This window comes from Legionella rowbothamii, assembly GCF_900639985.1.
GTDB lineage: Bacteria > Pseudomonadota > Gammaproteobacteria > Legionellales > Legionellaceae > Legionella > Legionella rowbothamii.
On record NZ_CAAAIM010000003.1, the window covers coordinates 296,172 to 310,050 of the forward strand.

Genomic DNA, 13,879 nt, shown 5'->3' on the forward strand with positions numbered 1-13,879 from the left:
TGGTAGAATGTTCGCCTTTGAATGAATATTTAGTAGTTCCAGGAGTGTATAATGTCGCTAAACAGCGCGGATAAAGCAGCAATCGTTAATGAATTCAAGCGTGCCGATCAAGATACAGGTTCGCCAGAAGTTCAAGTTTCTTTAATTACAAGTCGTATCAAGTATTTGACTGAGCACTTTAAAGAACACAAAAAAGATTTTCATTCTCGTCGTGGTTTACAAGCACTAGTAAACAAACGTCGTAAGCTATTGAAATATCTGAAAAGTAACGATCAAGGTCGTTATCAAACATTGATTCAAAAATTAGAATTAAGAGATTCTTATTGATTATTGAATCGAAACACCTTACTAGAGGTGTGTTTATCCAGAACAGTTAGTAATTAAAGGCGCACACTTCTGCGCCTTTTTTTCGTTATAATTATTAAAGAGGAATATACCGTGGCTAAAATTAGAAAAGAGATGGCATTTGGTGACCATACCCTAGTTCTTGAAACCGGTGAAATTGCACGACAAGCTGATGGTGCTGTATTAGTCAGTATGAATGGTACTCAAGTTTTAGTGACTGCGGTGGGTAAAAAAGATGGCGGTGAAAAAAATGGATTTTTTCCTCTGACAGTAAATTATCAAGAAAAATTCTATGCTGTAGGAAAAATTCCCGGTGGTTTTAACAAGCGCGAAGGCAGACCAAGTGATAATGAAACCTTAATTTCACGTTTAATTGATAGACCAATTCGCCCATTATTCCCAGATGCATTTACCAATGAAGTACAAATAATCGCTACAGTTCTTTCTCTAAACCCAGAAGTTTCTTCAGATATTCTTGCGATGATTGGCGCTTCAGCTGCGTTGGCTATTTCAGGTGTTCCCTTTAATGGACCAATTGGTGCAGCACGTGTTGGCTATAAAGAAGGTGTTTACCTGTTAAACCCAAGTCGCAAAGCTTTGGAGGAGTCTCAATTAGATTTAGTTGTTGCTGGAACTAAAGATGCTATTTTAATGGTAGAGTCTGAAGCGAAAGAATTGAGTGAAGACATCATGCGTGGTGCAATTATGTTTGGCCATGAAATGATGAAAGGCGTAATTAAAATGATTGAAGAGCTCGCTCAAGAAGCTGGCAAAGCACGTTGGGATTGGACTGCCCCAGAAGTAGATGCCAATCTACTGGCTCGTGTTGCTGATATAGCGAAAAACGAGGTGGAAGCAGCTTATCTGATTAAAGACAAGCAAGCTCGTTATGCACGTTTAGATGAGTTAAAAGAACAAACCATCAATGCATTATTGGCTGAAAATGAAGAATTAAGTGCTGATGTTATTGGAAACATGTTTGGCGATTTAGAGCGTGCTACAGTGCGTAATCGTATTCTTGATGGTGAGCCACGTATTGATGGTCGTGATCAAAAGACCGTGCGTCCAATCGCAATTCGCACCAAGTTCTTGGATAGAACTCACGGTTCTGCATTATTTACTCGTGGTGAAACCCAAGCAATTGTAGTAGCAACTTTAGGTAATGAGCGTGATGCGCAAATGCTTGATGGTATTAATGTTGAATCTAAAGATCGCTTTATGTTGCACTATAATTTCCCTCCTTACTCTGTTGGAGAAACAGGTATGGTTGGTAGTCCCAAGCGTCGTGAAATTGGCCATGGTCGTTTAGCAAAACGTGCTTTAATGGCAGTACTGCCTGCAGCAAGTGAATTCCCTTACGTTTTACGGGTGGTATCTGAAATCACTGAATCTAACGGTTCCAGTTCAATGGCAACTGTTTGTGGTACCAGTTTAGCCTTGATGGATGCGGGTGTTCCTTTAAAAGCTCCAGTTGCAGGTGTGGCAATGGGCTTAATTAAAGAAGGCGAGCGCTTTGCTGTATTAACTGACATATTGGGTGATGAAGACCACTTAGGTGATATGGATTTCAAAGTTGCTGGTACAGAACAAGGTATTACTGCATTACAAATGGATATCAAAATTACCGGTATCACCAATGAAATTATGGAACAAGCTCTTGAGCAGGCTTTAGCTGGGCGTATCCATATTCTAGGAGTCATGAATAATGCTTTAGCTGAACATCGCGAAGAGCTCTCTCAACATGCTCCTCGCATCACAACTATGAAAGTTGCGGAAGATAAGATTCGTACCATTATCGGTAAAGGTGGTGCAACAATTAAAGGCTTAATTGATAGCACGGGTGTTTCTATTGATATTGATGATACTGGCTTAGTGCAATTATTCTCTCCTGACATGCTGGCTTTAGAAGAAGCCCAAAAGCAAATTAAAGCATTAATTGCAGAGATTGAGGTTGGTGAAACATATCACGGTAAAGTGAGCAAGATCGTTGATTTTGGGGCTTTCATTAATCTGTTACCTGGGAAGGATGGTTTGCTGCATATTTCTCAAATTTGTGCTGATAGAGCGCAAAAAGTTGAAGATGTTCTGCAAGAAGGTCAAGAAATCTCTGTATTTGTTGCTGGTATTGATAAGCAAGGCCGAGTTAAGTTAGAGTGGAAAGACAAGCCTCAAGCTCCTGAAGCAGCAGCTGCTGCTCCTGCTGCTGTTGAGGAAAATGCTGAAGTTGCTAACCTTGGCGCTGATGAGTCTGAAGAAGAATAATCTTCTTACACATTGAATAATTCGAAACCCGTATTAACGATTAGTGATACGGGTTTTTTTATGGCAAAACGAAGTAAGTGTTTTTGCTGAGCATGTTCTTGTTAAATTAAATAAAAAAAAGTCATGATGATGAAGCACCCCAGGATTTTGTTGTTTTGAGCTCCTGGGGTGCTTTATCACCGGACGAAATACACATGCAGCGAAGGCATACAATATGAGTATATTAAGCGAGGAAGTAGGTCTGATCTCAATTCGTTTTATGAATTAGTCTTAAGAATTCAGCGCGGCTAGTGGCACTACTACGCATTTCCCCTAGCATCACCGAGGTGCTCATCACCGAGTTTTGTTTTTCAACTCCGCGCATCATCATGCACAGATGCTTCGCTTCCACAACAACAGCAACTCCGCGGGCACCAGTAATTGATTCAATACAATGCGCTATTTCTGAAGTTAGGCGTTCTTGAATTTGTAGACGGCGAGCAAAAAAATCAACGACGCGAGCAATTTTTGATAGACCAATTACTTTTCCATTTGGAATATAACCAACATGGCATTTGCCTAAAAATGGCAACAGATGATGCTCACACATCGAATACATTTCAACATCTTTAACAATAACCATTTCACTCATTTCTGAGTCAAAGAGCGCACCATTAATAATCTCATCAAGATCCTCATGGTAACCTTTAGTTAAATAACGCATTGCATTTGCTGCACGTTCTGGGGTGTCTACCAATCCTTCGCGAGTTATATCCTCTCCTACTTCTATTAGTAGCTGTTCATAAAGTTCTTTCATAATAAAAATTCCTAACCTGGAGGCCAAGTCATGCAACGACCACCGAGTAAATGTAAATGAATATGGAAAACCGTCTGACCGCCATGGGGATTAACATTAAAAACTAATCGATAACCTGAATCACTGAATCCTTCAGCTTGAGCAAGTTGTTTTGCTCTTAGAATCATTTTTCCCAATAGGGCTTGGTTTTCATCAGTAGCATCATTAATTGTTGCAATATGCTGTTTCGGTATAATTAATAAATGAGTTGGTGCTTGTGGGTGAAGATCGCGAAAAGCCATCAGCTCATCATCTTCAAAAACTACTGTGGCAGGAATTGCACCTTCGGCAATTTTGCAAAACAAGCAATCCATAAGCATTCCTAATAATTAAGTGAAAACGCTATTATACATTTCTCATGTATATTCTGACAGCTTCTCTTTGCCTTTTGATGCGATTTTTCGCATAATAGCCGTCTTTATTTCGATAGAAATTTTGTATTTCTAAGCCATCCTCATATTAATCGATGGCGAGTAACTATATTAATTCCAATAGGGGACATAAATGGGTTTAAAGAAAGTTAGTAGTGGGCGTGATATCCCAAATGAAATTAACGTGATTATTGAAATTCCCATGAACAGTGGACCGGTTAAATATGAGGTTAATAAAGATTCTGGCGTATTATTTGTTGACCGTTTTTTGTCAACGCCTATGTTTTACCCTGCTAATTATGGCTATATACCCAATACCCTATCTGAAGATGGTGACCCAGTAGATGTCTTAGTTATTACTCCAGTTCCTTTGATTAACGGTTCAGTGATTCCTTGCCGTGTTGTAGGGGTATTGAAAATGACAGATGAATCAGGTGTTGATGCTAAGTTATTAGCGGTGCCGATTAACAAGCTCACAAAAATTTATGAATCAGTAGAATCATATGAGGACTTGCCTGAGTATTTATTAAATTCAATAAAGCACTTTTTTGAACATTACAAAGACTTAGAAGCTGGTAAATGGGTTAAAGTTGATGGCTGGGAAGGGCCTGATGCAGCTTTGGCAGAAATTGTTGCCAGCATTGATCGTTTTGAAGGCTAATAGAGAAAGGCATCCCGTATTAACAAGCATAATACGGGATACTACGCATGAATCAGGCTCTGCTCCCCCCCTTATTATGCTGCACTAAATACAGACTGTGAATCTTAGTCTCTACTCATGGCTCTGAGCAAATCATACCTACTCATCTCGCTTTCTTTGGCTCCATATGATACCTTATTTTCTCGCATGCAAAGCTTAAAGGATATTTGGTGGCTCTCCATCTTTCTACACTGTTTGCCATAGTAGTTTTTTTAATTGTTCTCGCTGCTTTCTTTTCAGCCACAGAAATTGGCATGATGTCGCTAAATCGTTACAAATTGAAACACTTAGTCAAAAAGAATGATGTTCAAGCAATACGTGTCAATAAAATTCTCTCGCGACCCGATTTACTACTTAGTGTAGTTTTAATTGGAAATACTGTAGCCAATATCGTGGCTTCAATGATTGCGACACTGATTGGCCAACGCTTGTACGGTGATTTTGGAGTGGCCATTGCAACGGTACTTTTAACTCTAATCATTATGGTTTTTGCCGAAATGATCCCCAAAACCTTTGCGGCTATTTACCCTCAGCAAGTTGCATTTGCAACTTCTTTACCATTAAAGATAATCCAAAAGCTCTTTTCTCCATTAGTCTGGACCTGCAGCTTTATGTCGAACAGCATTTTACGTTTATTTCATGTTTCTCTTGATCGTGCGCAAAAGGAAGCATTAACCGGCGAAGAATTACGTTCGGTGGTACATGAGGCGGGTGGCTTATTGCCCGTTGAACATAAAAGTATGCTGATCAGTTTATTGGATTTGGAAACTGCTACTGTTGAAGACATCATGATCCCCAAAGCTGAAATTGTGGGGATAGATTTAGAACAACCCTGGACCCAACTATTAGAACAATTAGAAACAGCGCAACATACGCGCCTGCCTTTATATCGTGGCACCATTGATAATCTACAAGGGATGATTCATGTGCGCGATGTTTTAAATTTGGCCTTAGAAAATAAATTAAATTTAAATAGCTTATTGAGTACCGCTGATACACCTTATTTTATTCCCGAAGCTACACCGCTTAATGTCCAGATTCTTAATTTTAGAAAGATGAAAAGACGGAGCTCATTTGTAGTCGATGAATATGGGAATATTTTAGGCCTAGTAACTATGGAAGATATTCTTGAAGAAATCGTGGGTGAATTTACTACGGACATCGCCGCCTTAAGCCGTGATATTATGCCTCAAAGTGATAATTCAGTAATTATTGATGCCAGTTTAACCCTGCGTCATTTAAATCGCTTGATGGGTTGGCAACTCCCCATGATTGGACCTAAAACATTAAGCGGTTTAATTGTCGAGCACTTGGGCTATATTCCTCCAGCAGATTCATGTTTAACCATCGATAACTATCGTATTGAAATTTTAAAGATTAGTGATAATACCATTAAAAGTGTCAAAATGTTTAAACTGAGTAAGAAGCGAAAATAACACTGACGTAGAGGCTATTGTGTGAGATGGTCAGCTATGTGGGTGGATGTATTTTTGCTACCCAATATGATATCATCTTAGCCATGAAAAAATGGCTCAATTCCTTCCTGATATTTGTTATCTTACTGGCACCGCTTATAAGCAGTAGTCCTACTGTCTATGAGAAGTCTGTAACGATGATAACCCAAATGAATGTTAGCCCGTGCTCACAAAAAGCGCCTATTAATTTGAAAAGGCAGTGTAATGCAGGGCAAACTTATGTAGAAATGAATTTGTTAGAACTACTAATATCTCCATTACTAATGGCTTTAATTTCTTTTACATATCTTTTAATCTTCTCTATTGGCGCCCAAGCAAGTATTGATAAACCTCCGTGCCATTCTCCAATATTTAGTTAACGATTTATAACCTAATTGATGCCAAACATTTTGGCATAGTTATTTCTATTGGAGAAATTAATGAATTATTTAAAGATAGCTATTTTTTCACTCATGCTCATGTATTGGCCTAACCTACTATTAGCTGAATCTCATATGCAAATGAATGAGGAACGCAATTATTTTCAATTTATGGTTCCTAAGCATCATACAATACGTCAATCTGGGCAAATCCTAAATATTTATATACGTTATGCATACAAAAAGGATTTACCAATAACAGAGTATCCTGATTACCGTTTATTACGCTCTGTAGCATTAAACTATATGCAGCCATCCAGCGAATTTCCTGAGAATGTATTTTGGGAAATCCTTGCTCAGCAAATAGGGAAAGATTTAATGAGAAATTTTCCTCTTGCTGGAATCAGTGTGCAATTGGAGGTTTTGGACAATCAAAATCCTGATGCGTATGAACCGGGGGATCATGGACCAATCTATACAATAGGAGATATTACACCATTAGACAGGCATAGTTAACCAAGCATCTACGTCATTCCGGGAGTGCCTTGATTGTAAACTCTTCGGGATGACGTAGTTTTAAAGCGATTTATCACTAAGTTCTTTAATGATAGTCACCTCGGCAGTAAACATATAACCCCCATTACGAATCGTTTTAATTAAAATAGGTTTTTTAGCATCGATTTCTATTTTTTGCCTTAAACGACTTATCTGCACATCAATTCGGCGATCAAAAGGATTCAAATCACTATTTTTTGTTGTTTGTAATAACTCCTCTCGATCTAATATTTGCATTGGCTGTTGTACAAAAGTAAGCAGTAAATCGTATTCTCCTGCACTTAAGGACAGTTCATGATTGGTGTCAATATTAAAAACGCGACGTGCTGCAGGATCTAAGCGCCAAGTACCAAAAGTAACGAGTTCTTTATCCGCTTCTGATTGTTGTTGAGTTCGAGATACACGCCTGTTAATTGCACTAACTCGTGCATGCAGTTCTCTTGGATAAATGGGTTTTATGATAAAATCGTCAGCTCCTGCTTCCAGCACCTTAATACAGACTTCTTCATCGGGTTGATCATGAATAACTAATAATGGCACAGGGTAGTTTGTGTAAAATTGATGTACCATGGATAGCTCATTTTTTAAAATTGACCAGTGAATTAAAATAGCTACCGGTATCCCTTGCTCAATAGGAATTGAGTGTAAATTCTGTTGTTCTACTATTGCGATATTGAATTGAGCAAAGTAACTTTTAATCTCTTCATTTACAGGGCTCTGATCAATAAACAGCAAATAGCTGGATTTTGGCATTTGTGTCTTCCTGGATTTTTATACGACAATCAATCAGATTTTGGCAAGATTACTGTCGACTTGCAATTATTTTCGATGCTATTGTAAGTATAAGAAAACGAGATTCAGCAAGGAGGCTGTTTGAGGAGGCTGGATGACTCAAAAATTGAACTGGGAAATTACGGACGCGGATAGGACTAAAGCACAGGTTAAATATGAATTAAGCCATTTAAAGTGCCGTTTACGTTCTTATCTTAATCATCCTAAGCATTTGACTTGCTATGCTGATGAAATTATTGATCTGTGCCGTTCTATTGCAACAAATTATTTAGATTATTTACGTTTGTTTCAAGATGATTTGGTTATTCATTCCGAACAATTATCCACGCTTCCTTACCGTTTGGAGCATTTTGAATCCATTTTTAATTTGGAGCAAAGATTAGCTCAAAGTAGTTCTTTTGACGTAAGGAAGGAATTAATACTGCAAATAGTTGCGCTATATCAACAAGTCGGCTCAATTCAATCCCTACATTATTTGCAACAGATGGCTGAATATGCGATGCGGCTTAAGCGATTATTTGCTAAAGGACAATTGGAGCGATGGTTAGTGGGGATTGCTAACTTTTGGAGCCATCATGAGGCAACAACTCTTGAATTGGCAATGTGGTTTCATGAGTGGAGTAGGGCAGAACAAAAAGAGGCCTTAGATTTTTTTGCTCAAGAGCAGTTTGTTGATTTAGTAAACGCAATTTTTTTCTATAAGTTATTTCCGGAAAAATTATTTCCCTATAGTGTTCATCCGGAAAAGCTGATTTCTGTTCGGGCCCGTTTGTCAGTTTTACATTATTCAATTGAGCTAATTCAACAACAACTTCATAATGCTGCATTGCAGAATGGCTTAATACCTGAGGTTGATTATTTATTGCATGGCAATGAACTACCCCAAGGAATTATGATTGAGGTAAACGATAGCTTTAAAGCAATGATATGGACTGCTGTGAAGCAATTGCGAATAACCATATCACCACTGTATAAACAGCAGCTTACGGTAGAGCTGTTACGTGATTTAGGCAGAGCATATAAGTTTTGGTTTAACCCTAACCGCTTAATTGATACGGCGATGGTTTTACGACAAACAATTAGTTCTGAAACGCATGACATAGACGTTTTTCAGCCGGAGATGATGCTTTTATTTGCTCAACTCTCTACAACAGAATGTCTCGATCTCTACGGCTATTTTGCGAACAATGACACACGCCATTTGCTACATACCTTTTTCATTCTAGTGCAAGGAGAGTTGTTTGATTGGTTACCTCCGCTTCGCGAAGAAGAGAAAAGGGTGCTGCAAGATGTGTTTGATACATTGTTGGCTGTGATGCAAGCTTTACGTGATGAGTTAAAAAACCGGCATGTGCTCACGGAGGCGTATCACTATAAATTGGCTAAGCCTTATCCCCAAATTGGCCATCGTAATCGTGATGCGGTTTTGCGCGTTATCGCAATTTATTCCCGTAAAACGCCTATAAACCATGATTCGGTAGAGCAATTATTTCGCTTCGTAGAAGAGGATTAAAAAGTGTAACCTGGTTGCTTGCAACCAGGATTTTCTTCCCGCTATGTAAAATAAAATATTGTCCGGGAAAATGAAAATTACCTTAATTATAGCTTACCTTTTATCAGCTTCATGGCAAACGAATATATGATTTTCATGACGAATGCTCCTAATTTTCTTTGTCTTCCTGATTTTGTTAAGGGAATGCCAATTTTTCGCGAAATTTTTGCTTTAAACGCTGAAATACCAATAAACCGTTTCCATGAAAATCCACCACGATTCATAAATTTATTACTCCTATTGATCTGTTTCCGGGCTATGGAGGTTCTGTCATCACAAACATAGCGAAGCGTCCCTGCACCGCCCTCTAATGAAGCATCGTTCTGGGTTGTTTCACTGTGTTCGCATTGACCATTTTTATTCTAGATAAAATCTATTTAACATCCTTCTCATGTAACGCAGGATCTGATGAAGGACTATTGAGATGCCAATTATAAACATAACTGTCTATGGTATTAGTATGTTTTAGCTGGCTTTGTAACGGTTCTTTAGCAAATTGTAATAAATGGGTAATCACATCTTGTTTGGTCCCACCGAAATCTTCTTCATACCAATCATAGAGTTTTGAAATAATTAGCCTTCCTTCAATAACGCTAACCCCTCTTAATGAGTTTACATAAGTAAGTGCGGCGTTATTTAATTGCTCTTCCAAATTGTATCCATGATAAGCCTCTTTATTTAGATTAGGTGCGCCAATACTGGCGTTATTCAATGCATAGTGAGTGCGGGGATCATTCCAAATAGGGCGGATAATGCGGTTATTAATATCGTCTAAGGAGAGCGCTGTTTTTTTTATGGTAATTAAATTAGCTCCCCAAGGACCAACACTGAATAGACCTGGAGAAATATTAATTTCCTGAACAGTCGAGATTGGATAATAATTAGCGATTGTTTGCACTGTAAGCGCATTATAGACATTAATCCAATAGGCTAATTGTTCTGCGCGATTGTAGTTATTAATATTAATTTGAGCCATGTCTCGGAGATAATCTTTTAGCAAATTTAGATCCGTCTGCGAGAAATGCTCATAATCAACCAAATTAATATTTTCGGGACTAGTAATGACTCGGCGATTTAAAAAGTCTTGCCACAATTGGTGAGAAATAATTTCTTTAGATAAAGGATTGTTTACTTCCCATTGTGGCCATAAGCTTTTATAAAAAGAAGCATGGGCTAGCCCTGTTAAGAGTAATAATATTAGGACAAAAAAGTGATTACGTACGATGGTTTTAAACATTAATTAGTGCTCTATTGCGAAGAGCATTTCCAATGGTATTGCCATCTAAAAACTCTAGCTCTCCCCCAGAAGGAATGCCATGGGCTAGCTGAGTAATATGGACTGGCTGTTCTCGTAGGAGTTGATGAATAAAATGAATGGTGGTTTGTCCTTCCACACTAGGGCTTAAAGCCAGGATTACTTCTTTAATTCCTTCCTCAAGAATCAGATTCTTAAGTTTAGGTAATCCAATATCATCTGGGCCTAATCCATCTAGCGGAGATATTTTACCCATAAGGACAAAATATTTACCTTGGAATGAATTGCTCTGTTCAATTGCTGATACATCTGCTGGGCTTTCTACAACACAAAGCAAAGAAGAATCCCGATTGGGATTTTGACACAATGTGCAAAGACTTTGTTCTGTGTAACTCATACAGCGCTGGCAATGTTTAATTTGAGACATTGCCTGCTCTAAACAAGAGGCGAGGTGTAAACCTCGCTGTCTTTGATGTTGAAGCAAGTGAAACACCATGCGCTGTGCTGATTTTGGTCCTACCCCTGGAAGACAACGTAGTGCTTCGACCAGGCGGTTTAACATATCCATAATAGGATTATTCCTCTTTATCGCCGCCCATTAAATCAGTTGGAATATTCAGTCCAGCAGTTAATTGACTGATCTTTTCTTTAGATGCTTTTTCAATTTTACGCACCGCATCGTTAATCGCTGCAGCGACTAAGTCTTCTAACATCTCTGGATCTTCTTCTAGCATAGTTGGTTTGATTTTAACGGCAACGGCATCATGACGACCATTCATCTGAATAGTAACCATGCCACCACCAGCTTCGCCAGTAACGACTAATTGGCTTAATTGCTGTTGCGCTTCTTGCATACGTTGTTGCATTTTTTGCGCTTCTTTCATCAGGTTACTAAGATTTTGATTCATATCCATTATTTAAAGCCTCTTTTGTTTAGGGTTGGGTAAGAGTCTCAAGCTAGTGAACTATAAATAGATTTTAGCCTGAGCAGTTTAAACCTATTATATTATAAGTCATCTTTAAGTGGCACAATAGAATTTTTGACCAATTCAGCTGAAAAATCTTGCTGTAGCTGTTGGAACATTGGATCATTTTGTAACGCAAGCTCTGCGTTCTGCTGTTTTTGTTGTGTAGCCTGCTCTTTTTGTTGGGCTGGTGATGCTTGAACCGATTGATCACTATTTAACGTAACCTTTACCGTAGTTTGATAATAGTTACTCAGTGCAGTTTCAACTCGTGCTAACACAGTTGGGGTAAACAAAGATTGATGTCCTCGAGCAACTCGCAAAATCAGGTCGCGTCCGTCTCTAGAGACTAGTTCCGCATTTTCTACTGCAGTAAGGGCTAAGCCCGTTAATCTCAGCTGAGGAATAATGGCTGCCCAGCTTTGTGGTTCTGATGTAGTGGGTATCATGGCTGGTTGAGAGCTACTGCGATTATCTCTTTGGCCACTGATTCCTGGTGCAGAATATTGTTCTGCAATTGAAGTCGTAGTTATCACCGGGCTTTGTGTGGGCTCAGGTGCTGTTCCTGTCTCCGCCAGCGCAGGCATTAGTTCAGGAGCTTCGCTGGGGTTTATCTTGGTAGTTTCTAATATAGAGGCTGGTACCGGAGTTATAGGTGTCGCCGTAGGATGTGCTTCAATAACTTGTGTTGGTGCTGGTAGTGGAACTTGTGTGTGTGCAACAGCGGCCACTTTAGGGGCAGGTCTAAACGTTAGCATCCGCAATAAGGTCATATTAAAGCCTATGGACAAGGTCGGAGCTAAATGAATTTCTTCACGGCCTTTTAAACTAATTTGATAAAATAATTGTACATCCTCTGCAGACAGCAACACACTTAAGCTTTTTATTTCCGTAGAAGGGCTGATTAATGCATTATGATCACCGATGGCGTGATAGACTGCCATTTGATGCAAATAATTGAGTAGTTCATCAAGGACATATTGAAAATGTCCTCCTTCATTAGCAATATTTTGACTGAGACTTAATATCTTAGGTGCATCTTGATTCGCAAGCGCTTGCAGTAGTTGTAAGGCATAATCCTGTTGGGTATAGCCTAAGATCATTTTTACATCAGTTGCTGTTAATTGATTATCACAGCTCGTAATGGCTTGATCTAATAAACTGAGTGCATCACGCATACTTCCGCGTGCAGCATGGGCCAAGATATTTAGTGCTTGGGGTTCATAATCTAATTGTTCGTCTTTAAGTATTAATTGTAAATGCTGGCTAATTAGCTCCGATGCCAAATGCTTTAGATTAAATTGTAAGCATCTAGATAAAACGGTAACTGGTAATTTTTGTGGATCGGTAGTTGCTAAAATAAACTTCACATGGGAGGGTGGTTCTTCTAATGTTTTTAGCAGGGCATTAAAGCTATGCTGTGACAGCATATGTACTTCATCGATTAGATAAATTTTAAAACGACCAGTGGCTGGTGCATATTGCACATTATCTAATAAATCTCGCGTATCTTCTACACGAGTTTTGGAGGCGCCATCAATTTCAATGAGATCAATAAAGCAGCCTTGCTCAATGGAAATACAGGTATTGCATTGTAGGCAGGGTTCAGAACTGATACCCGTTTCACAATTCAATGATTTCGCTAGTATACGGGCTACACTTGTTTTCCCTACGCCACGAGTGCCAGTAAAAAGATAGGCATGATGTAAGCGTTGTTGATTCAGGGCATTAATAAGAGCCTTATTAATGTGTTCTTGGCCAACAAGTTGTGAGAATGTTCGTGGTCGCCATTTACGGGCAAGTGCTAGATAGCTCATATATGGTTTATAAGTTGGGCGGCAGCTCTAAGAGCCACACTTCGGCGCTCGAATCAATTGTTACCGCTGCTCCCTTCCGGGCCTGACGGGGTTCACAATCTATCGCCGCGAAGGGACCAATAGAGCCACCATAGTTGAATAGCGAAGGTTATCAAAAAAATGTGGGGATAGCCATAGCTGTTTAAAAAAATATTTATGTTAAATAGCCCATGTGCAAAAAAAACTGGAAAAACTGGTCTATACTAAAAAGCTCCACGGCGATAGCAATTAGGGTAATTAGCCGTGAGGGCCAAATAGACGTATTCTTTGAAGCGAACCCTTTTGACCAAGTTAATTAGAGTTAGTTATTGATATAGATCATTTTGCCTATTCATTAATATATGTCATACATAAGAACCAAAAATAAGAATAAGCAAAAAATTTAAAAAAATTGCAAAAAGTGTTTGACATAGAAGTCGAAATCAGTAGAATACGCAGCACGCCTCGGGGGCAAACGTTCATTAAGAAAATAGAAGACAAACTGTGTGGGCACTTTGAAATAACTTGAGTGCTTGTGACTAGATAGAAGAAGTAAAAAGAAACGTTAGTGAAAACTG

The 13,879-nt window shown here is 38.9% G+C and carries 14 protein-coding genes and 1 other RNA gene; 6 read left to right on the forward strand and 9 right to left on the reverse strand.

Annotated elements, in window-relative coordinates; all coding sequences use genetic code 11:
• Window positions 1-51 precede the first annotated feature (51 nt).
• Window positions 52-327, forward strand: a complete 276-nt coding sequence (gene rpsO / locus E1P08_RS08035) for a 30S ribosomal protein S15 (RefSeq protein WP_133136509.1) — start codon at window positions 52-54, stop codon at window positions 325-327.
• A gap of 111 nt (window positions 328-438) precedes the next feature.
• A complete protein-coding gene (gene pnp / locus E1P08_RS08040) occupies window positions 439-2,607 on the forward strand; it encodes a polyribonucleotide nucleotidyltransferase (protein WP_133136510.1) in 2,169 nt (722 codons plus the stop codon).
• A gap of 247 nt (window positions 2,608-2,854) precedes the next feature.
• On the opposite strand, the gene folE is transcribed toward pnp, so the two are convergent.
• Entirely contained in the window at window positions 2,855-3,403 is a 549-nt protein-coding gene (folE, locus tag E1P08_RS08045) for a GTP cyclohydrolase I FolE (protein WP_133136511.1), read from the reverse strand.
• Between the two features lie 11 nt (window positions 3,404-3,414).
• Entirely contained in the window at window positions 3,415-3,756 is a 342-nt protein-coding gene (locus tag E1P08_RS08050; protein ID WP_133136512.1) for a histidine triad nucleotide-binding protein, read from the reverse strand.
• 190 nt (window positions 3,757-3,946) lie between these two features.
• Here E1P08_RS08050 and ppa point away from each other — a divergent pair, with 190 nt between their 5' ends.
• The 3 genes from ppa (at window position 3,947) to E1P08_RS08065 (ending at window position 6,863) form a co-directional block, all read left to right on the forward strand.
• Entirely contained in the window at window positions 3,947-4,474 is a 528-nt protein-coding gene (gene ppa, locus E1P08_RS08055; RefSeq protein WP_133136513.1) for an inorganic diphosphatase, read from the forward strand.
• Between the two features lie 209 nt (window positions 4,475-4,683).
• Window positions 4,684-5,949 (forward strand): HlyC/CorC family transporter, encoded by a 1,266-nt coding sequence (locus E1P08_RS08060; RefSeq protein ID WP_133136514.1) that lies wholly within the window; start codon window positions 4,684-4,686, stop codon window positions 5,947-5,949.
• Window positions 5,950-6,407: 458 nt separating this feature from the next.
• Entirely contained in the window at window positions 6,408-6,863 is a 456-nt protein-coding gene (locus tag E1P08_RS08065; protein WP_133136515.1) for a hypothetical protein, read from the forward strand.
• 60 nt (window positions 6,864-6,923) lie between these two features.
• On the opposite strand, the gene E1P08_RS08070 is transcribed toward E1P08_RS08065, so the two are convergent.
• Window positions 6,924-7,655, reverse strand: a complete 732-nt coding sequence (locus E1P08_RS08070) for a winged helix-turn-helix domain-containing protein (protein ID WP_133136516.1) — start codon at window positions 7,653-7,655, stop codon at window positions 6,924-6,926.
• 133 nt (window positions 7,656-7,788) lie between these two features.
• Here E1P08_RS08070 and E1P08_RS08075 point away from each other — a divergent pair, with 133 nt between their 5' ends.
• The gene (locus E1P08_RS08075) at window positions 7,789-9,207 is read left to right on the forward strand and encodes a hypothetical protein (protein ID WP_133136517.1); all 1,419 of its coding nucleotides are present in this window, start codon (window positions 7,789-7,791) and stop codon (window positions 9,205-9,207) included.
• Between the two features lie 86 nt (window positions 9,208-9,293).
• Here the strand turns inward: E1P08_RS08075 and E1P08_RS17165 are convergent, their stop codons facing one another.
• The 6 genes from E1P08_RS17165 to ffs all read right to left on the reverse strand — a co-directional run bounded on the left by E1P08_RS17165 (window position 9,294) and on the right by ffs (window position 13,405).
• The gene (locus tag E1P08_RS17165) at window positions 9,294-9,470 is read right to left on the reverse strand and encodes a hypothetical protein (protein WP_165485127.1); all 177 of its coding nucleotides are present in this window, start codon (window positions 9,468-9,470) and stop codon (window positions 9,294-9,296) included.
• Between the two features lie 149 nt (window positions 9,471-9,619).
• Window positions 9,620-10,483 carry a DUF547 domain-containing protein gene (locus tag E1P08_RS08080; RefSeq protein WP_133136518.1) on the reverse strand — a complete coding sequence of 288 codons (864 nt, stop codon included), beginning with the start codon at window positions 10,481-10,483 and terminating at the stop codon, window positions 9,620-9,622.
• The gene (recR, locus tag E1P08_RS08085; protein WP_133136519.1) at window positions 10,476-11,069 is read right to left on the reverse strand and encodes a recombination mediator RecR; all 594 of its coding nucleotides are present in this window, start codon (window positions 11,067-11,069) and stop codon (window positions 10,476-10,478) included. The genes E1P08_RS08080 and recR overlap by 8 nt, the downstream gene beginning before the upstream one ends.
• A gap of 7 nt (window positions 11,070-11,076) precedes the next feature.
• On the reverse strand, window positions 11,077-11,415 hold the full coding sequence (locus E1P08_RS08090) for a YbaB/EbfC family nucleoid-associated protein (protein ID WP_133136520.1): 339 nt from the start codon (window positions 11,413-11,415) through the stop codon (window positions 11,077-11,079).
• A 92-nt stretch (window positions 11,416-11,507) separates the two neighbouring features.
• Window positions 11,508-13,283, reverse strand: a complete 1,776-nt coding sequence (gene dnaX / locus E1P08_RS08095; protein WP_133136521.1) for a DNA polymerase III subunit gamma/tau — start codon at window positions 13,281-13,283, stop codon at window positions 11,508-11,510.
• 25 nt (window positions 13,284-13,308) lie between these two features.
• Window positions 13,309-13,405: signal recognition particle sRNA small type (gene ffs, locus E1P08_RS08100), an RNA gene on the reverse strand.
• Between the last annotated feature and the right edge of the window lie 474 nt (window positions 13,406-13,879).